General features: G+C 59.9%; 25 protein-coding genes. 22 read left to right on the forward strand and 3 right to left on the reverse strand.

The genetic code is table 11. The features are described 5' to 3' along the window. Positions 1 to 102: 102 nt before the first annotated feature. The 7 genes from QVF59_RS03205 (at position 103) to QVF59_RS03235 (ending at position 6,557) form a co-directional block, all read left to right on the forward strand. Positions 103 to 711 (forward strand): CDP-alcohol phosphatidyltransferase family protein, encoded by a 609-nt coding sequence (locus tag QVF59_RS03205; protein ID WP_287877338.1) that lies wholly within the window; start codon positions 103 to 105, stop codon positions 709 to 711. Next, positions 704 to 1,651 carry a phosphatidate cytidylyltransferase gene (locus QVF59_RS03210; RefSeq protein WP_159875855.1) on the forward strand — a complete coding sequence of 316 codons (948 nt, stop codon included), beginning with the start codon at positions 704 to 706 and terminating at the stop codon, positions 1,649 to 1,651. The genes QVF59_RS03205 and QVF59_RS03210 overlap by 8 nt, the downstream gene beginning before the upstream one ends. A 7-nt stretch (positions 1,652 to 1,658) precedes the next feature. Then, entirely contained in the window at positions 1,659 to 2,312 is a 654-nt protein-coding gene (locus QVF59_RS03215) for a lysophospholipid acyltransferase family protein (RefSeq protein ID WP_159875853.1), read from the forward strand. A gap of 24 nt (positions 2,313 to 2,336) precedes the next feature. Continuing rightward, positions 2,337 to 4,127, forward strand: a complete 1,791-nt coding sequence (locus QVF59_RS03220) for a bifunctional alpha/beta hydrolase/class I SAM-dependent methyltransferase (RefSeq protein ID WP_287877340.1) — start codon at positions 2,337 to 2,339, stop codon at positions 4,125 to 4,127. Then, positions 4,124 to 5,452 carry a phosphatase PAP2/dual specificity phosphatase family protein gene (locus QVF59_RS03225; protein ID WP_287877341.1) on the forward strand — a complete coding sequence of 443 codons (1,329 nt, stop codon included), beginning with the start codon at positions 4,124 to 4,126 and terminating at the stop codon, positions 5,450 to 5,452. Before QVF59_RS03220 ends, QVF59_RS03225 begins: the two co-directional genes overlap by 4 nt. Beyond that, on the forward strand, positions 5,442 to 5,831 hold the full coding sequence (locus tag QVF59_RS03230; RefSeq protein ID WP_287877343.1) for a hypothetical protein: 390 nt from the start codon (positions 5,442 to 5,444) through the stop codon (positions 5,829 to 5,831). Before QVF59_RS03225 ends, QVF59_RS03230 begins: the two co-directional genes overlap by 11 nt. 144 nt (positions 5,832 to 5,975) lie before the next feature. After that, positions 5,976 to 6,557, forward strand: coding sequence for a LysE family translocator (locus tag QVF59_RS03235; RefSeq protein ID WP_159875846.1), 582 nt, complete (start codon positions 5,976 to 5,978; stop codon positions 6,555 to 6,557). Position 6,558: 1 nt separating this feature from the next. On the opposite strand, the gene QVF59_RS03240 is transcribed toward QVF59_RS03235, so the two are convergent. Together QVF59_RS03240 and QVF59_RS03245 are read right to left on the reverse strand one after the other, a co-directional pair. Then, on the reverse strand, positions 6,559 to 7,413 hold the full coding sequence (locus QVF59_RS03240; RefSeq protein WP_287877344.1) for a helix-turn-helix transcriptional regulator: 855 nt from the start codon (positions 7,411 to 7,413) through the stop codon (positions 6,559 to 6,561). Between the two features lie 55 nt (positions 7,414 to 7,468). Beyond that, on the reverse strand, positions 7,469 to 9,970 hold the full coding sequence (locus QVF59_RS03245) for an EAL domain-containing protein (RefSeq protein ID WP_287877346.1): 2,502 nt from the start codon (positions 9,968 to 9,970) through the stop codon (positions 7,469 to 7,471). Between the two features lie 343 nt (positions 9,971 to 10,313). Here QVF59_RS03245 and QVF59_RS03250 point away from each other — a divergent pair, with 343 nt between their 5' ends. The 6 genes from QVF59_RS03250 (at position 10,314) to QVF59_RS03275 (ending at position 15,846) form a co-directional block, all read left to right on the forward strand. Beyond that, positions 10,314 to 11,438, forward strand: coding sequence for a hydrogenase small subunit (locus QVF59_RS03250; protein ID WP_287877348.1), 1,125 nt, complete (start codon positions 10,314 to 10,316; stop codon positions 11,436 to 11,438). Beyond that, positions 11,438 to 13,228 carry a nickel-dependent hydrogenase large subunit gene (locus QVF59_RS03255; RefSeq protein WP_159875840.1) on the forward strand — a complete coding sequence of 597 codons (1,791 nt, stop codon included), beginning with the start codon at positions 11,438 to 11,440 and terminating at the stop codon, positions 13,226 to 13,228. The genes QVF59_RS03250 and QVF59_RS03255 overlap by 1 nt, the downstream gene beginning before the upstream one ends. 195 nt (positions 13,229 to 13,423) lie before the next feature. Then, entirely contained in the window at positions 13,424 to 14,131 is a 708-nt protein-coding gene (cybH, locus tag QVF59_RS03260; protein ID WP_159875838.1) for a Ni/Fe-hydrogenase, b-type cytochrome subunit, read from the forward strand. Positions 14,132 to 14,300: 169 nt separating this feature from the next. Continuing rightward, entirely contained in the window at positions 14,301 to 14,588 is a 288-nt protein-coding gene (locus tag QVF59_RS03265; RefSeq protein WP_287877350.1) for a HigA family addiction module antitoxin, read from the forward strand. Between the two features lie 466 nt (positions 14,589 to 15,054). Next, entirely contained in the window at positions 15,055 to 15,336 is a 282-nt protein-coding gene (locus tag QVF59_RS03270; RefSeq protein WP_287877351.1) for a hypothetical protein, read from the forward strand. A 246-nt stretch (positions 15,337 to 15,582) separates the two neighbouring features. Continuing rightward, positions 15,583 to 15,846 carry a hypothetical protein gene (locus QVF59_RS03275; RefSeq protein ID WP_287877352.1) on the forward strand — a complete coding sequence of 88 codons (264 nt, stop codon included), beginning with the start codon at positions 15,583 to 15,585 and terminating at the stop codon, positions 15,844 to 15,846. 107 nt (positions 15,847 to 15,953) lie between these two features. Here QVF59_RS03275 and QVF59_RS03280 read toward each other — a convergent pair whose 3' ends face one another. Beyond that, positions 15,954 to 16,976: a hypothetical protein gene (locus tag QVF59_RS03280; RefSeq protein WP_287877354.1), complete on the reverse strand. Its 1,023-nt coding sequence runs from the start codon at positions 16,974 to 16,976 to the stop codon at positions 15,954 to 15,956. A 173-nt stretch (positions 16,977 to 17,149) separates the two neighbouring features. On the opposite strand from QVF59_RS03280, the gene QVF59_RS03285 reads away from it, so the two are divergent. The 9 genes from QVF59_RS03285 (at position 17,150) to hypA (ending at position 22,036) form a co-directional block, all read left to right on the forward strand. Further along, positions 17,150 to 17,500 (forward strand): N-acetylmuramoyl-L-alanine amidase, encoded by a 351-nt coding sequence (locus QVF59_RS03285; RefSeq protein ID WP_287877395.1) that lies wholly within the window; start codon positions 17,150 to 17,152, stop codon positions 17,498 to 17,500. Positions 17,501 to 17,778: 278 nt separating this feature from the next. Next, positions 17,779 to 18,387 (forward strand): HyaD/HybD family hydrogenase maturation endopeptidase, encoded by a 609-nt coding sequence (gene hybD, locus QVF59_RS03290; protein WP_287877355.1) that lies wholly within the window; start codon positions 17,779 to 17,781, stop codon positions 18,385 to 18,387. Continuing rightward, entirely contained in the window at positions 18,387 to 18,710 is a 324-nt protein-coding gene (locus QVF59_RS03295) for a HypC/HybG/HupF family hydrogenase formation chaperone (protein WP_287877356.1), read from the forward strand. Before hybD ends, QVF59_RS03295 begins: the two co-directional genes overlap by 1 nt. Beyond that, a complete protein-coding gene (locus tag QVF59_RS03300; protein WP_287877357.1) occupies positions 18,710 to 19,150 on the forward strand; it encodes a thioredoxin domain-containing protein in 441 nt (146 codons plus the stop codon). The genes QVF59_RS03295 and QVF59_RS03300 overlap by 1 nt, the downstream gene beginning before the upstream one ends. Then, the gene (locus QVF59_RS03305; RefSeq protein WP_287877358.1) at positions 19,147 to 20,010 is read left to right on the forward strand and encodes a hydrogenase expression/formation protein; all 864 of its coding nucleotides are present in this window, start codon (positions 19,147 to 19,149) and stop codon (positions 20,008 to 20,010) included. Before QVF59_RS03300 ends, QVF59_RS03305 begins: the two co-directional genes overlap by 4 nt. Then, a complete protein-coding gene (locus tag QVF59_RS03310; protein WP_159875820.1) occupies positions 20,010 to 20,234 on the forward strand; it encodes a rubredoxin in 225 nt (74 codons plus the stop codon). Before QVF59_RS03305 ends, QVF59_RS03310 begins: the two co-directional genes overlap by 1 nt. Further along, positions 20,231 to 20,695 (forward strand): [NiFe]-hydrogenase assembly chaperone HybE, encoded by a 465-nt coding sequence (gene hybE / locus QVF59_RS03315; RefSeq protein WP_287877359.1) that lies wholly within the window; start codon positions 20,231 to 20,233, stop codon positions 20,693 to 20,695. The genes QVF59_RS03310 and hybE overlap by 4 nt, the downstream gene beginning before the upstream one ends. Continuing rightward, positions 20,692 to 21,702 carry a hypothetical protein gene (locus QVF59_RS03320; RefSeq protein WP_287877361.1) on the forward strand — a complete coding sequence of 337 codons (1,011 nt, stop codon included), beginning with the start codon at positions 20,692 to 20,694 and terminating at the stop codon, positions 21,700 to 21,702. Before hybE ends, QVF59_RS03320 begins: the two co-directional genes overlap by 4 nt. Beyond that, entirely contained in the window at positions 21,695 to 22,036 is a 342-nt protein-coding gene (hypA, locus tag QVF59_RS03325) for a hydrogenase maturation nickel metallochaperone HypA (protein WP_205677513.1), read from the forward strand. The genes QVF59_RS03320 and hypA overlap by 8 nt, the downstream gene beginning before the upstream one ends. Positions 22,037 to 22,104: the final 68 nt, after the last annotated feature.

Raw genomic sequence — 22,104 nt, forward strand, 5'->3', positions numbered from 1 at the left:
CGCGACCATTTGCCCCTGCTGGCTGCGACTGTCAAAATCTGTTTGTCATCATTTCTTCATTTTGCTGCGCGCCGGGCAGCTTGCTGCTTCGGCCAACCTTCCATGCCAAGTATTTACGATCTCAAATCCCGCTTTCAAAACTTGCTGCGTCCGCTGTTGAAATCCCTGGTCCGTAGCGGCATCACTGCCAATCAGGTCACACTGACCGCCATGCTGGGCTCCATCGCTTACGGCCTCTGGCTATGGCTGGATTCCTCCCGGCCACTGGCCTGGCTGCTGCTGCCCTTGTTTCTGTTCCTACGCATGGCACTGAACGCCATCGACGGCATGCTGGCGCGTGAATTTGGCCAGCAATCACGTCTTGGCGGCATTCTCAATGAAGTAGGCGATGTGGTGTCCGACGCCGCGCTCTATCTCCCCTTTGCCGCGCTGAGCACGCACCCCGTACTGGTCGTGCTGGCCGTACTGCTGGCGCTGCTGACCGAATTCGTCGGCGTGCTCGGGCCCGCACTTGGCGCACCGCGCCGTTACGACGGGCCGATGGGCAAGAGCGACCGCGCCTTCTGGTATGGCGCCTTCGCACTGCTGGTGGGCTTGATGCCCACCGCCGCCGCTTACGCTGACTGGTTGTTCGGCCTCACCGCACTCCTGATGTTGCTGACTGTATTCAACCGCGCCCGCGCCATTCTGAAAGAAAGCCGCCATGTTTAAGTTGCTATTGCCGCCACCGCTCCTGTGGGCGCTGGGCGGTGTATTTGTCCTGCTGGTGCTGGCCAGCGTTGCCATCCGCCTGCTGGAAGCGCGCAAGCCGGAAAAAAACTGGCTGGAACTGAAACTGCGGATCAAGACCTGGTGGTGGATTGTCGGCTGCTTCTCGCTCACCCTGCTGGGCAGCGTCCCGCTGGCGCTGGTGGTATTTGCGCTGATCAGCTTCCTGGCGCTCAAGGAATACCTGACGCTGTGCGCCACGCGCACCGCAGACCACGTGGTGCTGTTCTGGGCCTATCTGAGCATTCCGCTGCAGTACTACTGGCTGGGCATTCACTGGTACGGCATGTTCATCATTTTCATCCCGGTTTACATCTTCCTGTTTGTGCCCATGCGCATGGTGCTGATTGGCGAGACGCAGGGCTTTCTTAAAGCGGCGGCCTCGCTGCAATGGGGCCTGATGATCAGCGTGTTCTGTCTGAGCCATATGGCGGCGGTGCTGACCCTGCCGCAACTGACCGGCATCGGTGTACCGGCGCAGGGGGCGATGATGCTGTTTTACCTGGTGGCACTGACCCAGTTGAACGATGTGGCGCAGTACCTGTGGGGCAAGTCCTTTGGCAAACGCAAGATTGCCCCCAAGGTATCACCCAACAAGACTCTGGCAGGACTGCTTGGCGGGGTACTGACCACCGGCCTGCTCGGCTGGCTGCTCGGCCCCCTGCTCACACCGTTCAGTCCGCAGCATGCCGCACTGGCAGGTTTGCTGATCGGCTCCATGGGTTTTATCGGTGACATCGTGATTTCAGCGGTGAAGCGTGACATCGGCGTCAAGGATTCCGGTCGTCTACTGCCGGGCCACGGCGGCATTCTGGACCGCCTGGACTCGCTCACTTATACCGCACCGCTGTTTTTCCACTACGTACACTACCTGTACTTCTAAGCGCCTTATGAACAAGCTGCTGCGTATTCTCTTTGTCATGCTGCTGGCTCGCCCGGTGGTGCGCCTGTGGCTAGGGATGACAGTACGGCATCAGGAACGGCTGCCCACCGCCGGCCCTGCCATCGTCATTGCCAACCATAACAGCCACCTGGACATTCTGGCGCTCTACAGCCTGTTTCCCTTGGGGCTGATCCCGCGCGTGCGCCCCGCCGCCGCGGCGGATTACTTTCTGAAAAACCGCTGGATGGCCTGGTTCGCCACCAATGTGGTGGGCATCATCCCGGTGGTGCGCGGCGGCGTGGGCGCTGGCCGTGACCCGCTGGCCGGCTGCCGGCAGGCACTGGAAGCGGGCGAGATTCTGGTGCTGTTTCCCGAAGGCACGCGTGGTGAGCCAGAAGCGCTGTCTGAAATCAAATCCGGTATCTGGTACCTGCTACGTGATTTCCCCGACATCCCGGTCGCGCCGGTGTACCTGCACGGCCTGGGCCGGGCGATGGGCCGTGGTCAGTGGCTGCCGGTCCCCTTCTTTGTCGATGTCGCCATAGGACGCTCCCTGTGCTGGCAAGAGAACAAAGACAGCTTCCGGGCACACATTCGCGACACTTTTTTGCAGTTAAAACAAAAAACCCTGCCCGCCGAACCTGGCCCGGACAGCCACTGACAAGAAAACTGAAAGGTCTCTGCCATGCGACAAGCCCTGGAATCCCGCTTCACCAGTTTCGATGGACAAGCGCTGTTCTACCGCCACTGGCCGGCCATCACCACGCCGGCACAGCGCGCCATCCTGCTATTGCATCGCGGCCACGAGCACTCCGGTCGCTTACAGCATGTGGTGGACGAACTTGACCTAGCAGATACACCGGTATTCGCCTGGGATGCACGCGGCCACGGCCGCAACGACGGACCGCGCGGCTTCAGTCCCAGCATCGGTACCACGATTCGTGATCTGGAAGAGTTTGTCCGTCATCTGCAAGCGGAGCACGGCGTGCGGATTGACCAGTTGATCGTCATTGCGCAAAGCGTGGGCGCGGTACTGGCGGCAAGCTGGGTGCATGATTACGCGCCGCGCCTGCGCGCGCTGATCCTGGCTTCGCCGGCCTTCAAGGTAAAGCTGTACCTGCCTTTCGCTCGCCCCAGCCTGCGCCTGATGCACAAGCTGCGCGGCAATTTCTTCGTCAACTCCTATGTGAAGGCCAAGTTCCTGACCCACGATGCAGAGCGCATCGCCTCCTACAACAGCGACCCGCTGATCACCCGGCCCATCTCGGCCAACATCCTGCTGGCCCTTTACGACACCGCCGAGCGCATCATCGCCGACGCCGGTGCCATTACCGTGCCGACGCAGTTGCTGATCTCCGGCGCGGATTTCGTCGTACACAAGGCACCGCAGGAAACCTTTTTCCAGAATCTGGGCAGCCAGTGCAAGGAGCGCCACGAGCTGCCCGGTTTCTATCACGACACACTGGGCGAGTGCGACCGCGCACTGGCCTTCGACAAGATGCGCGCCTTCATCCAGCGCGTGGAAGCCGGCGTAGCCAGACCTTCGCTGCTGGCAGCCGACCAGCACGGCTACACCGCCCAGGAATTCAATCGCCTGCAACAGCCGCTGCCCGCCCTGTCGCCCAAGCGCTGGAACTTCGCCCTCACCCGCCTGACGCTGGCTACGCTGGGCCGGCTGTCCGACGGCATCCGGCTAGGCTGGCAAACCGGTTTCGATTCCGGCAGCACGCTGGACTACGTTTATCGCAACCAAGCCTCCGGCATCACGCCGCTAGGCCGGCTGGGCGACCGCGCCTATCTGGACAGCATTGGCTGGCGCGGCATTCGCCAGCGCAAACTGCACCTGCAGGAGCTGATCTCGCTGGCCGTCTCGCAATTGGAGCAAGCCGGCATGCCGGTGCGGCTGGTGGACATCGCCGCCGGCCATGGCCGCTACGTGCTGGATGCACTCTCTGGCGACGCCGACCGCGTCGAACACCTGCAACTGCGCGACTACAGCGACATCAACGTCACCGCCGGACGTAAGCTGATCGCGCAACGCGGCTTGCAAGGCAAAGCACGCTTCGATCAGGGCGATGCCTTCGACGGGGCCGATCTCGCCGCACTACAGCCACGCCCCACGCTGGCCATTGTCTCCGGCCTGTATGAACTGTTTCCCGGCAACGCCGGCATTCGCGACTCGCTGGCTGGTCTAGCCGCCGCCGTGCCGGCAGGCGGCTATCTCGTCTACACCAATCAACCCTGGCATCCCCAACTGGAGATGATTGCCCGCACGCTCACCAGCCATCGCGGCGGCAGCGACTGGGTGATGCGACGCCGCACCCAAGAAGAGATGGATCAACTGGTTGCCGCGGCGGGTTTCGAGAAAATCTGCCAGCGCATCGATGAATGGGGCATTTTCAGCGTGGCCATCGCGCGCCGCCTGCCCGCCACGCCGCACCAGAGGCAAACCGTGCAGGAACAAGCCACGGCATGAGCCCGCCCACCAACCGTCGCCTGTGGCCCGAAGCCCTGCAGTGGCTGGCGCTGCTTGGTCCGGCTTTCTTCTTGCTATACGGGGCGGCCAATCACTACGCCGCCAGTCTGCCGCCATCGGCAGTGGGCAATATCGCCATGGACTGGGAACGGCGCATCCCGCTGTGGCCGTGGACCATCCTGCCCTACTGGAGCATCGATCTCCTCTACGGCCTGTCGCTGTTCATTTGCACCAGCCGGGAGGAGTTGCGCCGACATGCGCTGCGGCTGCTGAGCGTCACCGTGCTCTCCTGCCTGCTGTTTGCGCTGTTTCCGCTGCGCTTTGGCTTTGAGCGCCCGCCGCTGGACGGATGGACGGGCCAGTTATTCACCCTGCTGGCTGGCTTTGACCAGCCCTTCAATCAGGCACCTTCGCTGCACATCAGCCTGCTGACGGTGTTGTGGCTACGCTATGCAGTACACACGCCGCAGCGTTGGCGCTGGCTGCTACATGGCTGGTTCGCGCTGATCGGCATATCGGTACTGACCACCTGGCAGCATCACTTTCTCGACATCCCCACCGGTTTCGCCCTGGGCATCGTCGTGTGTTATCTGCTCCCCATGCCACTGCCGCCTTATAGCCGGGTAGCTGATATCGAACAGACACGCCGCCGCCAGTTGAGCAGGCCTTATGCAGTGGGCGGGCTGGCGCTGACCCTGGCCGCCAGTTGGCTTGGCGGCTGGTACTGGCTGCTGCTTTGGCCGGCACTGAGCCTGATCCTGCTGGCAGTCGGCTATGGCTACCTTGGTGCCGGGGTATGGCAAAAAGTCGCAGGCCAGCACAGGCTGCCCGCACGCTGCCTGTTTCTGCCCTTGACGCTGTTCATGCGGCAGATACATGCCCGGTTGTTGCGTGGACATTCACATGCCAGTTTGATTGCAGACGATGTCTGGATAGGCCCGGCTATTGCTGCCCGTGAAACATGCTTTCACAGCGTGCTGGACCTGGCGGCGGAATACTGCCGTCAGGCACACCCGGCAGCGCACTATGTGGATTTGCCACTGCTGGATTTACTCCTGCCAGATCGCGCCGGAATGCACAATGCAGTCGCACAACTGGAAACCCTGCGGCATTCTCGCCCAGGCCCGATCCTGGTCCATTGCGCACTGGGCATGAGCCGCAGCGCGGCGGTGATCATGGCCTGGCTGGTGATGACGGGACGCTGTAGCGATCTGGCGCAGGCCAAACAAATCCTGCAGGCCCAGGGCCGCAAGATTGTGCTGTCACCGCAGCAATGGCACTGGATCCAGACCTGTTGCACCCCAGGAGCCGGTCATGATGCCTGAGACAGCAACCCTCCGCCTGCATGCCGCGGCCTTACGCAGCACCCGCTGGCTGCTCTGGCCGGGCCCCTGCCTGCTACTGCTGGCCAGTCTTCATGCTGGCGAATGGCGGCTACAGACCGCTTCCGCCATGGCCATGCTGTTGCAAAGCTGGTTCTGCTGGCGCTTGCAATTGGATGCTGCGCTACTGGCAGCACTCGAAAATGCCCCGTCACTGACAGTGCTGGATGACACGATTAATGGCTTGTTTGGCAAAGCCGCAGCAGGACGTGACTTTGGGCAGAGACAACAAGGCATGCGGCGCTTGTTAATCCGCTTCTTCATGACAACAGCCTTGTGCTGGATACTGGCCATCTGCGCCATCATGCTCCCCATGGCCTAGCAGAATGCCATCCTTCCCGCTCACCATCCCGGTCGTGGAGGGTGACAACGGACAAGCCCACCGTACAAATGGGTGATTTTGTTCAATACCGCCCAGGCCGGGCAGCCTATCTTCGAACACTCTTCCCATCCATCGAGGATAGACATGCAAGTTTTGCTCTCCATGGCCGCCTTTGCGCTGGCCGCTTCCATTTCTCCTGGCCCGGTGAATATCGTGGCATTCGGCTGCGGTGCCAGTCATGGTTTTCTGCCCAGTCTGCGTCATGTCAGTGGTGCCACCATCGGCTTTACCATTCTGTTTCTGCTGACCGGACTTGGCCTTGCCGAACTGCTCAACGGGTTGCCAGCAGCCGCCCGGCTGATCCAGTACGCCGGCGTCGCTTTTTTGCTGTACCTGGCCTGGAAGCTGGCCAGCGACCAAGGCGAACTGGGAGACGCAAGACAACGGCCATCATTCCGGCACGGTGCGCTGATGCAATGGCTGAATCCCAAGGCCTGGCTGGCCTCACTGGCCGGCATGGGCGCTTTTGCCAGCCATGGCGATGCCCTGCTGGTATGGCGTTTTGCCGCCATCTATTTTGTCATCTGCTACCTGTCGATTGCCTGCTGGGCCTGGGCCGGCGCACGCCTGCAACAGCATCTGCGCCAGCCGGCACGCATGCGCCTGTTCAACCGCCTGCTAGCCCTACTGCTGGCCGGCAGCGCGCTATACCTGCTGCTGGATTGATTCAGCCAGCACTGCGACAGTACTGACCGGGCGTGGCGGCCACCAGCCGCTTGAAGGTGCGCTGGAAATGCGCCTGATCGGCAAAGCCCAGGGTCTGGGCGACCTGGGCGATGGACTGGCCGCTGCGCAGCAGTGTCTTGCCACGCCGGATGCGCCTATCCAGCAGATATTCATGCGGCGTCATGTGGTAGCGCTGGCGGAAGGCGCGGATCAGATAGGAGGCGGATAAGGAGGACGCGGCGCAGATGTCCTCCAGCCGCAGGTCTGAGGCGTATTGATCGTCAATGAACTCAGCCACCCGTTGCAGCCGCCGGTGCTGCTCCGTGCTGCCGGGCGTCACGGTGTGCAGCCGGGTGTGCAACTGAGCGAAGAAGCTTGTGGCCGCTTCCTGCTTGCCAAGCGTGGCATAGTCCGCGCTCAGGCAGCGGGCCACCAGTTGCTGCAGGTCTCGGAACAGCGCGGCATCCTCGCTCAAACGCGGGGAAAAACAGTGAAAATCCTGATTGGCGCTCAGCCCAATCTCATGCTGCAGCTGCGCCAGCCAGGCGGTATCCACATACAGCATGTGGTAGGACCAGGCCTGATTGGCAATCGGGTTGCAGGCATGCACTTCACCGGGGTTCATCAACACCACGCTGCCATGCGCCACCTGATAGCGGTCTTGCAGACTCAGATAGCTGCTGACACCGCCGGTGATGGCACCAATGGAAAAATGCTCGTGGGAATGGCGGGCGTAACAGACCTGGCGCCCATCCTGCACGGTGCGGATTTCCAGGAAGGGCAAGGCAGGGTCGCGCCAGAACAAGGGAGTGTGCTGGGTGTTGGTAGCGGCGTGGTCAGCAGATAGACGGGGCATCCGCTCAGCATAACGTAGCGACCGTCTGGCCGCTACGTTAATCATGCCGTGTGCATCAAAGCTGCTGTGCGTGCAGCAGGCCCTCGAAGATATCGGCCGGAACCGGCTTGCTGAACAGATAGCCCTGGCCGCAATTGCAACCTTGCTCCACCAAAAACTGACGCTGTTCGTCCAGCTCCACTCCTTCGGCCACCAGGTCCAGCCCCAGGCTGCGGGCAATCGAGATGATGGCCTGGGTGATGGCGGCATCGTCACGATCCTGGTGCAGGTCCATGATGAAGCTCTGGTCGATTTTCAGGCCGCGCACCGGCAGGCGCTTGAGATAGGACAGGCTGGAATAACCAGTGCCGAAATCGTCAATGGAAAGATAGATGCCCAGCGCCTGCAGCCGGTGCAGCACTTCCACCATGCCACTGTCTTCATCCATGGCCACGCTTTCGGTGATTTCCAGCTCCAGCGCGCTGCTGGGCAGGTCATAGCGTTCCAGCATACTGGCTACGGTATCGACAATGCTGGAATATTTCAGCTGCCTGCCAGACACATTCACTGCAATGCGCCCTTGCAACAGCCCGGCATCACGCCAGCGGCGGATGGAGGCACAGCTGCTGTCCAGCACCCACTCGCCAATGCTGGTAATCAGCGAACTTTCTTCGGCAATCGGAATGAACTGGGCGGGTGAAATCAGCCCCATGTCCGGGTGCCGCCAGCGCAACAAGGCCTCGGCACCGATAATGCGGCCGGATGACAGCTCCACCTTGGGCTGATACCACACCTCCAGCTCGTCCTGCGCCAGTGCGCGGTGCAGGCTGTATTCCATTTTCAGCCGTTCTATCGCCCGGGCATTCATGTCCGCCGTGTAGAACTGGAAATTGTTCTTGCCGCGCTCCTTGGCCCGGTACATGGCGGTGTCGGCATTCACCAGCAGGGCATCGGCCATGGCACCGTCTTCCGGGAACATGCTGATGCCAATGCTGGCAGAAATGAACACCCCCTGCCCGGCCACGGTGGATTCGGCGGAAATGGCATCCAGAATGCTCTGCGCCCGGCTGGCCACTTGTTGTACGGTAACGATGTTTTCCAGCAGCACGGTGAATTCATCACCGGACAGCCTGGACACGGTGGACAGGCTGGGCGCAATGCGCTGCAGCTCGCTGGCAATACGCACCAGCAACTCATCCCCGGCATGGTGGCCCAGGGTGTCGTTTACCATCTTGAAGCGGTCAAGATCGATAAACAGCAAGGCAAAGCGGCGATCATACTGGCGCGCTTGCTCCACCGCCGACTGCAGTTTTTCGATGAACAGGGTGCGGTTGGGCAGACCGGTGAGCGCATCATGGTTGGCCAGAAAATGCAGCCGTTCCTCGGCCTGCTTACGCTGGGTGATATCGGAAAAAACCGCCACGTAATGCAGGCACTCACCAAGCTCGTCCCGGATGGCGGTAATGCTGAGGTGTTCGGTGTACAGCAGGCCGTTCTTGCGGCGGTTCACCACCTCGCCCTGCCAGGAGCCATCATTGCGCAGGCAACGCCACAGGTATTCGTAGAACTCAGGCGACTGTTTGCCGGATTTGAGCAGCGCCGGCGTCTTGCCGATGGCCTCTTCGCGGCTGTAACCGGTGATGCGGGTGAATGCCGGGTTGACCGACTGGATAAAGCCATTGCCATCCGTAATGACAATGCCTTCCATGGTGGCTTCAAACACCTTGTCCGCCAACAGCAGGCTTTGGCGCGACTGAATCAGCGCCTCATCACGCTCGCGCAGCGCACCGTGCAGTTCCAGCAGGAATTCGTGCTCTATGCTCTGGATGATTTCCCGGAAACCGACAATATGCACCAGCCGCTCTTCGGCATCAAAAACTGCCAGATGGCGGATTTGGTGCTGCAAGATCACGCGCCGGGCCTGCAACAGGCTGGTGCTGACCGAAACCCCGATCACCGGGCGGGTACAGATTTCGCCCAGTTCGGCATGACCACGGCCAGAAGCCACCAGCCCCACGACGTCGCGCTGGGTGAGAATGCCATAGCTGCCATCGGCAAACTGCACGCCAATAGCGGTCAGTTCCTGCTCACGCATGTTGGCCAGTGCTGCCGCCAGGCTATCACTGGACTGCAGCACCACGGCGGGGCGGGCCTGAATGCCATCCAGCCGTTTCAGGCCGAGAAAGGCCTCGGTCCCCTGACACAGCACGACATCGGACAACGATACCAGCCCGATAACTTCACCCTGTTTTTCCACCAGGGCGTGACGGATGCAATTACTGCGAAAGCGCCCCACCACATCGTGCACGCTCATGTGATGCGGCATGGTCACCACCGGGGTACTCATGACGTCTCGTATGGGCAGGCAGCGGGAAGCCTCGTCGGTCAGGTCGATCGACAGCGCATCGGTTTCGGTCCAGATACCAACGGCCTGTCCGGGAGCGGAGAACACCACGATGGAGCCGCAGCCGCTCTCCATCATCATGGCTGCCGCTTCGTGAACCAGGGTCTCCGGTGTGCAACTGAGAATATCAGTCGAGGCAATTTGCTCTATGGGCTGCATCAGCGGAGACATCATCGAACACCTGTAAGCGATTTACTGTTCATTACAGCAGCATTATACATTTTCTACTTAATACCCTATAGCTGACATCAGCATTTTATTCATGGCGCATGCCAGCGTTTTATTTTCCACTTTGCCGCAAAACTGCAAACAAAGTTTACAGCACATTTTCCAGGCTGCATGGCAAACCCCTGTTTTAACACTATTTTTCATGCCAATTACCCTGGCACGGAAATTGAAAACCAGGAACAGGTTGCAACACAGCCAGCCTGTCCGGACAGATCACTAAAAACGCAGATCCGGCACAACAAGAAAACACACATAATGCCATATGCATGGCATGGAGGAGCGTAAACACATGGAGACTTTCTATCAAGCCATGCGTCGCCAGGGCGTGACACGGCGCAGCTTTCTGAAGTTCTGCAGCCTGACCGCCACCTCGCTGGGCCTGGGCTCGGCTTTTGTCCCCCGCATTGCCTACGCACTGGAAACCAAACCGCGTGTGCCGGTGATCTGGCTGCACGGCCTGGAATGCACCTGTTGTACCGAGTCCTTCATCCGCTCAGCCCACCCGCTGGCTAAAGACGCCATCCTGTCGCTGATCTCGCTGGATTACGACGACACCATCATGGCCGCCGCCGGCCATCAGGCCGAAGCCATTCTTGACGACCTGATCAAGAACCACAAAGGCAATTACATCGTGGCCGTGGAAGGCAACCCGCCGCTCAATGAAGACGGCATGTACTGCTTCCCCGGTGGCGAACCCTTTGTGGAAAAACTCAAGCGCGTATCGGCCGATGCCAAGGCGCTGATCGCCTGGGGTTCCTGTGCCAGCTGGGGCTGTGTGCAGGCCGCCAAGCCCAACCCCACCCGCGCCACCCCGGTACACCAGGTGATTCTGGACAAGCCGGTAATAAAGGTGCCGGGCTGCCCGCCGATTCCGGAAGTCATGGCGGCCGTGATCACCTATATGGTCACCTTCGACAAGATTCCGGAGCTGGACCGCCAGGGCCGACCGAAGATGTTCTACGGCCAGCGCATCCATGATAAATGCTATCGCCGCCCGCACTTTGATGCCGGTCAGTTTGTCGAGAACTGGGACGACGATGGCGCACGCAAGGGCTACTGCCTGTACAAGATGGGCTGCAAAGGCCCCACCACCTACAACGCCTGCTCCACCGTACGCTGGAACGACGGCGTGTCCTTCCCCATCCAGTCCGGCCATGGCTGCATCGGCTGCTCGGAAGAAGGCTTCTGGGACAAGGGTTCCTTCTACGACCGCGTCACTTCCATTCCGCAGTTCGGCGTGGAAGCCAATGCCGACAAGATCGGCTTTGCCGTGGCCGGCACCGCCGGGGCTGCCATTGCCGCCCATGCCGCGGTCAGCGCCATCAAGAGCACCATGCTGAAAAAGCAGGACCTGCAGCCGCTGGATGCCGCCGCACCCACCGAGAATAAAGACAAGAACGAGGAGAAAGTCTGATGTCCTACCAGACCCAAGGTTTTACCCTGGACAATAGCGGCCGCCGCGTGGTGGTGGACCCGGTGACCCGTATCGAAGGCCATCTGCGCTGCGAAGTGAACATCGACAGCAACAACATCATCACCAATGCCGTGTCCACCGGCACCATGTGGCGCGGCCTGGAAGTGATTCTCAAGGGCCGCGACCCGCGTGACGCCTGGGCCTTTGTCGAGCGCATCTGCGGGGTATGTACCGGCACCCACGCACTGACCTCGGTGCGCGCGGTGGAAGACGCGCTGAAGATCAAGATTCCGGACAATGCCAACCTGATCCGCAACCTGATGCAGGCCACGCTGTATGTGCATGACCACCTGGTGCACTTTTACCATCTGCATGCGCTGGACTGGGTGGACGTGGTGTCCGCGCTCAAGGCCGACCCGAAAAAAACCAGCGAGCTGGCACAGAGCATTTCCGACTGGCCGCTGTCCAGCCCCGGTTATTTCCGTGACCTGCAATCGCGGCTGAAGCGCTTTGTCGAATCCGGCCAGCTTGGCCCCTTCCGCAATGGCTACTGGGGCCACCCGGCGATGAAACTGCCGCCGGAAGCCAACCTGATGGCCGTGGCCCACTATCTGGAAGCGCTGGATTTCCAGAAAGACATCGTCAAGATCCACACCATCTTCGGTGGCAAGAACCCTCACCCCAACTGGCTGGTGGGTGGCATGCCCTGCGCCATCAATATCGATGACGTGGGCGCGGTGGGTGCCATCAATATGGAGCGGCTGAATCTGGTGTCCAGCATCATCGACCGCACCATCACCTTCTGCGAGCAGGTTTACATTCCGGACGTGATCGCCATTGCCGGCTTCTACAAGGACTGGGCGTCCATCGGCGGCGGCCTGGCCAGCCAGAGCGTGATGTCCTACGGCGACTTCCCCGACCATGCCAACGACTACAGCGAAAGCAGCCTGCTGCTGCCGCGTGGCGCCATCATCAACGGCAAGTTCAACGAAATCCACCCGATCGACCTGTACGCCCCGGATGAAATCCAGGAATTCGTCACCCACAGCTGGTACAGCTATGGCGACGACAGCAAGGGCCTGCACCCCTTCGATGGCATTACCGCGCCCAAATTCGAGCTGGGTGCCAATCACAAGGGAACCAAGACCCGTATCGAGCAGCTAGACGAATCGGCCAAGTACTCGTGGATCAAGTCGCCGCGCTGGAAGGGCCACGCCATGGAAGTAGGCCCGCTGGCGCGCTACCTGATTGGCTACCACCAGAACAAGCCGGAGTTCAAGGAGCCGATCGACAAGCTGCTGCACACGCTGGGCGCACCCAAGGAAGCCCTGTTCTCCACCCTGGGTCGTACCGCCGCACGTGCGTTGGAGTCGTCCTGGGCGGCCAACAAAATGCGCTACTTCTTCGACCGCCTCATCACCAATATCAAGAATGGCGACACCGCGACTGCCAACGTGGAGAAATGGGACCCAGCCAGCTGGCCGGCAGCCGCCAAGGGCGTGGGCTTTACCGAAGCACCGCGTGGTGCCCTGGGTCACTGGCTGAAGATTGCCGACACCCGCATCGACAGCTACCAGTGCGTGGTTCCCACCACCTGGAATGCCGGTCCGCGTGACGCCAAAGGCCAGATCGGCGCTTACGAAGCCTCGCTGATGGGTACCAGGATGGCGGTGCCGGATCAGCCGCTGGAAATCCTGCGCACCCTGCACAGCTTCGATCCCTGCCTGGCCTGCTCCACCCATGTGATCGGCGAGGACGGCGGCGAGCTGGTAAGTGTGAAAGTACGTTGAGTTCGTCGCGTCCGTCCGCCCGGCGGCACCCCCTGCCAGGCAAACGGCACGACGATTGACCAGTCGGCATGGCCCTGCTCCCCCCGCAGGCCGTACCGGCGAACTTCCTGATCGTCCGCCACGCTGGCCGGAGTGCCCATCACTCCCGGGATGGCCGGCAGCGTGGCGGTACGGCGGGAAAACAGGAGATTCAACATGAAAAGCTACGGCTTCGACGGCAACGCCCCGCAGGGCATAGGCCGCAAGGTCACGTCGGTTTATGTATACGAGGCACCGGTACGCCTGTGGCACTGGGTCACCGTGCTATGCATCATCACCCTGTCGGTCACCGGCTACCTGATCGGCAAACCCTTGCCTTCGGTTCCGGGTGAGGCCACCTTCAACTTTGTCATGGGCTATATCCGCTTTGCCCATTTCACCGCTGGCTACATCCTGGCCATCGGCCTGATCGGCCGTCTGTACTGGGCGCTGGTGGGTAATCACCATGCCCGCGAGATCATTCTGGTGCCGGTATGGGACAAGAGCTGGTGGAAGGAATTTTTCTTCGAGGTGCGCTGGTATCTGTTTCTGGAGCGCTATCCGAAAAAGTACATCGGCCACAATCCCGTGGGACAAATCGCCATGGCCACTTTCCTGTGGGCGGCGGTGTTCATGTGCTTTACCGGCTTTGCCCTGTACGGCGAAGGCCTGGGCACCAAGAGCTGGGCCTACCAGGGCTTTGGCTGGGTGATCTCCGCCTTTGGCGGCAACAGCCTCACCGTGCATAACTGGCACCGGCTGGGCATGTGGTCCATCCTCCTGTTCGTAATGATTCACGTGTATGCCGCCATCCGCGAGGACATCATGTCCAAGCAGAGCATGGTGTCGACCATGATCAGCGGTTTCCGCATGTTCAAGGACTAGCCCAGGAAAACGTCAGGCCTGCTTGCCGGACTCAGGCTACTGTCTGCATCGGCGCGCCTTGTCACTGACGTTTTCATTTTCCTGACAAGACCGCGGGATTCGTTGAACTGCCGCCAGCACACGCTGGCGGCAAAGCAACGCAGCCCAACATTCCATCCCGACCAACACCATGTCCACTCCGCTCGTCAGTGCCCGCACCCCGCTGCATCCTGGCCGTTTTCTGGATAGCCGCTTTCTTGCGCCCTCCGGCATGAGCCAGACCGATGCCGCACGGCGGCTGGGCATCTCGCGGCGCAGGCTCAACGAACTGATTGGCGGCAAGCGCGGCATCAGCCCGGATACTGCCATCCGGCTGGCCTGCGTGTTCGGCCAGGACGCACAGTTCTGGATGGTGCTGCAAAGCGCCTGGGACCTGGCGCAGGCCCGCCGCCAGCTAAGGCAAGCACGTCGCGTTTAAGCCTTGCGTCGCAGCTGATGCAAGCTTGCACAGCGTTGCCATCCACGACCCGCGCTCCGTACACCATGCCCCGCCTTGCCCCCGCTCGCCTTACCCCCATGTTTCTTGCCTTCCCACCCGCAGCACTAGATAATCCCCACCGTGCCGTTCAATAGCGGCACCGGGATTGGCGTCCCGAGCTTCCCGGACTGCTACGCGCTTGCGTACCAGTCCGCACACCATTGCTTTGCCTTTTTTATGGCGGGCCATGGTGGGAGCCTCTTTTGAGGCGCCGGGAAGGAAGCCGGTAACGCCAATCCCGCCATGCGCCTGCCACCCGCGATTGGCGTCGTAGGGAGCAGATTCCAGCTGCTTTCTGGAGCCTTCTGATGCGTATCTTCCTGCTCTCTATTCAAGCACTTGCTGCTTTAAGCCGTTCCTGCGCCACCCCGCCGTTGCTATGCATATTCTTGCAGGAGCAACGAACATGATGACAAGCAACCCACCCCCACCCGCCTTAGCCCTGATGCGCCAACACATCGTGCTGCTGCAAGCCATGTTGCAGCAGGACCGCTTTGCCGCGCTGCGCAGCCCGGTGCAGGAGTTGGCACATAGCTTTGCCCAGTTGGAATCGGCATTACGGGAGCAGGCCCAGACGCTGGAGGCTGTATTGGCCTTGCTTGCCCTGCACCCGTCTGATGCCTATCGCAGCCACTTGATGCAGGGCTTGCTGGGTTTGCAGCAGCAACAACAGCAATTGCTGGCTTGAACCCGCGTAGTCACCCATGCAGAACAGCCCGGCTATTTAATGGATAGGCGGGCTGTTGGCTTAAGGCTTTTTATTCAATAGCGGTATGCCTTGCATCTGGTCCCGAAAACGTCCGTATCATCATCGATCTGATCGGCCGGAGTACCACCATCAAACTGGTGGAAGCCTACGGCGGCACCCACTTCCCGGAGACCAAGACCGTGCGCCAGGAAGGGCAATATTTTGCGGCGCTATCGGAGGCCGTGGGTGTTAGAGCCTGCTGCCATGCTGGTGAAGCATTACGGCAATACCCGCCTTTACGTAGCCAAGTGCGTCAGAGCCATCCGCGCCCTGCGCGATGCCAGCATCCGGGCCGACTACGACAGCCACTGCCTGGAACTGGGCAATAACGCCACCGTCAACAACGTGCTGGTGCCGAAATACCTACTGTGTGACCTCAGGATTGAAGAAATTCTGGATAAAGAAGATGATTTAGACCCACAAATAGCTAAGCAACACGCTCTCTTCTAAAACAATGGCCCTATACGGGCCATTTTTACATTTGAAAACTTGACTATGATGTTCTCGCAAAAAATTAGACATGCCTAAATTTATCAAAATGCATCTATAAAAAAAGATTAATCGGATGCTGTGCTATATCCTTGGAAGCTATAAATGCCTTTTTCAAATTGCTTACGTGCTACATATTCTGGAATGATAAGCGATGCCCTTACGCCACCAGACGAACTTGTCTCATCCCAATACTGACTTAGCCCCTCATTTTCATTTGGACAGTGGCGATCAAAAATATAGAAAAGAAAATCTGATTTTTTACTCTTTGGGTTTTTTATCAAAATATTAAATGCTTTTGAAAAATCCCAGTGTGACTGAATGTTGTTTTTGCTAGAGACTTGATGGTGGCGATGATAAAGATTACTAAGCACAACAAGATCTACATTTTCGTACTCATCAGATGGTGAAAATGAATTATCTACAAAAAGTCCGCATGGACCATTTAGATATCCATACCATTGGCTCATGTCCATTTGATCATCAACACAAACAACAAGAACGTTCAAATGATCAGCATTTGGAGAAGGGCTAAACTTGGAATTGGCATCTAGCAGGTATTGCTTAAGCTTTAGGTCCATGTGATGCGACTCTCCTAGTATTTTCGGATCACTCCCAGAATTAAAAATTGAAGCCAATTGAGAGTAAACCTCGCGGTAGTTGCCTAGTCTGCCCTGGCCATACATAACGAAATCCGAGCTACTTTGAATGCTATGCTGCTTTTCATAGTTGGGGCATTTCACTTCTATGTTGAATTGCATTTTCCCAATACGAAAAGCACAGTCTACGTCTTTGGGCGGGTTTATTTTTTCTTCATATAAGAAAGATTTATGGCCAGCACGGGAGAACCAGGCGCAAACAGTCAACTCCACTGCCGATTGAATGTATGTACTTTCATTGGCATCTTTATTCTCAAGCATTAATTTCTTTTTTAATAAATCATTCCACTGTCGCTTATTGAGGTGCAATCCTATGCGATTAATCTCTTTCAGCAATTCATCACGGTAAGGCCCTGTCGGAATGAATGGATTGCAAATTTTAACTGTTGTGATTTGATTTTTTTGAGATGTCAAGCCTAACTTTTTTTGCATAAACTTGCCTTTGATTTCGCCGTGAGAACTAAAATTAAAGCAGCCTAAAATATAACACGTGGCACGCTCCTAACATTCACAATACCTGCTAAAGAAACGCGAAGTGGCATGCCCAGCGTGGTTTTCACTGACAGCCGGCCGCTATTGCCGCCTATAACTCCGACCTAAAGGCCATCGGCTACCACTTTGTCCTGGACGTCGATGGCAGCAAGTCCACCGGCCGCGCCCTGGATAAAATCGGCGCGCATATGGCTGGCCACAATGCAAACTCCATTGGTATCTGCATGGTGGGCACGGATCAGTACTGCACCGTGCAATGGGGTGCACTGGCCAGCCTGGTGAAGGTATTGCTGGCCAGATATCCGGGGGTACCGGTGGTTGGTAACCACGATCTGTCCACGGACCTGAATGGTGACTGCACGGTGGAACCCAGCGAGTGGACCAAGACCTGCCCCGGCTTCACCGTCGCTAACTGGCTGGCTACTGGCATGAAGCCGCAGCCCCAAAACGTCCTGGCCAGCTGATGCACCGGCCGCTCATTTATCTGTTGCTGTATGCACTGCACCATCCGCCACTTCCCGCATCGGCCTTGTCAATTTCCGGGAACGCTTCCATTCACGACAGCTACCTGATCGACACTGGTTAGATGGTTTGCACTTTCACTTTCCATTTGTCAGGGCTATGTCCTTGCATTGCGTATGGAATAAGCGCCAAACCTCTGATCCAGCACACATTCCCTGCAAGTCCGGCACTGGCATGAATCTTGATCTGTAACCCACTCCGTTACAGCAGTATCGAGACCATGCACACCGCACACATCACCATCATGGGGCTGGGCAACCTGCTCTGGGCAGACGAAGGCTTTGGCGTTCGCGCCGCCGAGCAGTTGTTTGCCCGCTACCAGCTACCCGCCAACGTCGACGTGGTGGACGGTGGCACCCAAGGCCTGTTGCTGCTGCCCTATGTGGAAGAAGCGGACCGGCTGATCCTGCTGGACGCCATCGACTTTGGCCTCACGCCGGGCACGCTCAAGGTGTACCGCGACGATGCCGTACCGGCTTATCTCACCGCCAAGAAAATGAGCCTGCACCAGACCGGCTTTTCCGAGGTGCTGGCGCTGGCCGACCTCAAGGGCAATCTGCCCGGCCAGATCGTGCTGATCGGCGTGCAGCCGGTGCAGCTGGAAGACTATGGCGGCAGCCTGACCGAGGCGGTGCGTGCGCAGCTGGAACCGGCCATTGCACTGGCCGTGCAGCAGTTGCAGGACTGGGGCGTCAGCCTGACACCGCGCGAGGACGATGACCGGCTGAACCACGCCAGTCTGGACATGCAGCGCTATGAAGACGAGCGCCCGTCGGCCGAACTGGCCTGTCGCATCGGCGACGACCGCGTGCTGCAAGGAGAAGGCTGATGTGTCTGGGCATTCCCATGCAAGTGGAACGCTGCCACCAACTGGTGGCTGACTGTCAGCACGCCGGGCAATGGCAAACAGTGGACCTGTCGCTGGTGGGCGCAGTACAGCCCGGTGACTGGCTGCTGGTATTCATGGGTGCGGCACGCGAGGTGCTAAGCGCCGAACGTGCTTCCGACATCCTGGATGCGCTGGCCGCACTGGATGCCGCCATGAACGGCCGCTTCGACCCGGCCATCCATCTGGCCGACCTCAATCAGCGCGAGCCGCAACTGCCACCGCATCTGCAAGCCCAATTCGACGCACAAAGGAAAACCTCCTGATGAGCAACCCGCAAGACAACCTGCTGCAACGGCTGGCTGACACCAGCTACATGCAAACTGATGCCGCCAGCCTCGACAGCCTGGCAAGCGCAACGCCAAACCTGATCGTGATGCTGAATGCCGACCCGGTGAAATACCCGGAAGTGCTGGACAATGTGGTGATCGTGCCGGAAGTGCTGCGCGAATTCCCCGCCGATACCTTCCGTGTGGCCTATGCCGACCTGCCGGCCAGCCAGGCCATTGCCAAACGCTTTGGCATCCTGAAATTCCCGGCCCTGCTGTTTCTGCGCCAGGGCGACTACGTGGGCATCATCGCCGGTCTGCAGGACTGGCCGGACATCGTGCACAGCTTTGCCGACAAGCTCACCGCCCCCACCCGCCGCCCGCCTTCAGTCGGCATTCCGGTCACCAGTGCCAACAGCGAGAAAGGTTGCGCATGAACATCAAACCCTTCCCCGTCGCCGTGGTGGGCCTTGGTCCCGGTTCGCAACCGGAAGACCCGGACTTGGCCTACATGCCGCTGCCGCGTGAAATCGACAGCTTCGACCAGCCCACCCTACCCACCTCGGAAGAAGTGGAACACCTGCATGCCGCCAAACAGGTGATTGCCGAGCTGATTACCCAGTTGCAAGGCTACAAGGGCGATGCCGAGGTTTACCCGGTGCAGGACATCAGCCAGCTTGACGCCGCCAACCGTCAGCTGATCAACCAGCTGCTGGGCGAAGGCGAGGTGTCCTGTCGGGTGAAGCTGCTGGACGGGCGCGAGCTGGACATGCAGGAATCGGTATTCGCCGGCATCTGGCGTGTGCTGGAAAGCAGTGCCGATGGCCAGCTGCTGGCCGACCGCATTGAAGCCTGCCCGATTCCCGCCGCCGTATGGCAGGCCGCCCGCGCGTTTGGCAAGGCTGAGCTGGACATCCCCTCCCTGCCCGACCAGTTGATGAATGCCGGGCCGGTGCTGACCGAAATTGCCGCCACCATGCAAAACCCCGGCGACGCGGCCCACATCATCAACTTTTCCTTGCTGCCGATGAGTCCGGCCGACATGGATTGCCTGGATGCCATCCTGGGGCCGGGCAATAGCGGGGTGTTTTCCCGTGGCTATGGCAAATGCCGCATCATGGCCACCTCGCTACGCAATGTCTGGCGCGTGCAGTACTTCAACGGCATGAACAGCATTTTGCTGGATACGCTGGAAATCACCCGCATTCCGGAAGTGGCGCTGGCCTCGGAGGATGATCTGGCCGACTCGCTGGACCGCCTGCAAGAAGCATGGCAGTGGTTGCAAGGGGAATACTGATGGACGGGCGCTTCGAAGGCTCCTATCTGGGGCGCGATGCCAGCCTGGCGGACGATGCACGCATGGAGTGCAAGATCTGCTGGTGGGTGTACGACCCGGCACAAGGCGACGATGTGTGGCAGATTCCGCCCGGCACGCCGTTTTCCGCGCTGCCGGACCACTGGCGCTGCCCGGTGTGCGATGGCGCACGTGACCAGTTCATGGTGCTGGACACACCGGCATGAACCCTGCCCAGAACCCTGGCACCCAGCTGGAAAGCGTGTTCCGCCAGATTGCCGACACACGCATGCAGGGCATTCCCATCCTCAACCCGGCCTTGCAGGTACAGGCCATCGGCTTTCAGCAGTGGGACGGCCCGCATGGCCAGCTATGGGTGGGCGTGCTGCTCACCCCCTGGTTCATGAACCTGCTGCTACTGCCCGCCGCAGCCGACAGCCTGCCGCCAGTGCCACCGGGTGGCGAGGTGGTGGTGCCGCTGCCGGGTGACGCCCTGCCCTTCATGGCTGGGTATGAAGCCGCACTGGGCGACTACCGGCTGTGCTCGCTGTTTTCGCCGGTGCTGCAATTTGCCGATCAGGCCAGCGCCTGCAGCACGGCAGAAGAAGTGCTCAAGCTATTGTTTCCACCGGCACAGCCCGCCGCACCGGACCTGTCGCGCCGCCGCCTGTTTGGACTGGGCCGATGAAAGCCGATCAGATCCGTATTCATCTGAGCCAGAACAAGGACAGGAGCGCTGCCGTCAGCGTAAGCTGGCCACGCAGTGAAGCCGAGCGGCTGTTCATTGGCCAGCCAGTTGCGCAAGCCATTGCCATGACCCCGCTGCTGTTTTCCCTGTGCGCCCAGGCCCAAAGCCTGGCCGCCAGACTGGTACTGCAGCAGGCAGGCGGGCAACACGCCACGGCAAGTGATGAACAGCGTGCCACGCTGACACTGGAAGCCGCGCGCGAAACCCTGCGCAAGCTGCTGCTGGACTGGTCGCAGGCTTTTGACGGCGCACCGGCGGCGGCAGAGTGGACCGCTCAATGGCGAACCGCACAGGACTTGCCTGCGCTGCGCAAGCTGGCCGAAGCCTTTGTCTACGGCGAAGACTGCCAGCACTGGCTGCAACGCGGGGAAGACGGCTGGCAAGCCTGGTTGAAACAAGGTGCAAGCGCACCGGCACGCTGGCTGGGCATGCTGGGTCAGGCCCAGCCCGGCTGCGCCCTGCTGCCACCGCTTGGCGCAGGCATGCTGGCCGACAATCTGGCCGACTGGCTGCGCCCCGGCGGGCCGGTGTGGCAGGGACAAGCGCGCGAGGTGAGCGCACTGGCGCGCGAGGCGGAGCAACTGCCCGGCTTGCTGCAACAAGGTCTGTACCCGCGCGCACGGCTGCTGGCCCGGCTGCTGCAACTGGCGCGCTGGCTGACCGGCACACAGCTGCAAGCCAGCGCCGCCAGACTGCCCGATGGCGCACTGGCGCTGGTGGACACCGCACGCGGGCCGCTGCTGCATCTGGCGGCACTGGATGAAAATGGCCGTATCAGCCGTTACCGGGTGGTGCCGCCCACGCTGTGGCATGCGCACCCGGAAGGGGTATTGCGGGTAAGCCTGGGTTTTCTGGCGGCAGCGTCTGACGCAGAATGGCAGCGCCAGATCAGCCTGATCGACCCCTGTGTGGCATACAGTGTGAGCAAGGAAACCGAATATGCATGAAATGTCACTGGCCGAGGGCATCATCCAGTTGCTGGAAGGCCAGGCCAAGGCCCAGGACTTCCAGCGGGTAAAACAGGTATGGCTGAGCATAGGCGAGCTGGCCGGGGTGGAAGTGGAAGCACTGGATTTTTGCCTGGAAGTGGTCAGCCGCGACACGCTGGCCGATGGCGCGCGCTTTCACTTTGTGCGCCAGCCCGGTGAAGGCTGGTGCCTGGCTTGCAGCCAGCAGGTGGCCATCCACGCCCGCTTCGATGCCTGTCCGCTATGCGGCAAGCATCAGGTGCAAGTGACCGGTGGCGATGAAATGCGCGTCAGCGAGCTGGAAGTGGAATAAGCCACCACCGGCGCAAAGAGTACAGGCAGATGGCCTGGCGGCCACTGCCATCAGAACGAAAATACAAG

Source organism: Aquitalea sp. (genome assembly GCF_030150775.1).
Taxonomy (GTDB): domain Bacteria; phylum Pseudomonadota; class Gammaproteobacteria; order Burkholderiales; family Chromobacteriaceae; genus Aquitalea; species Aquitalea denitrificans.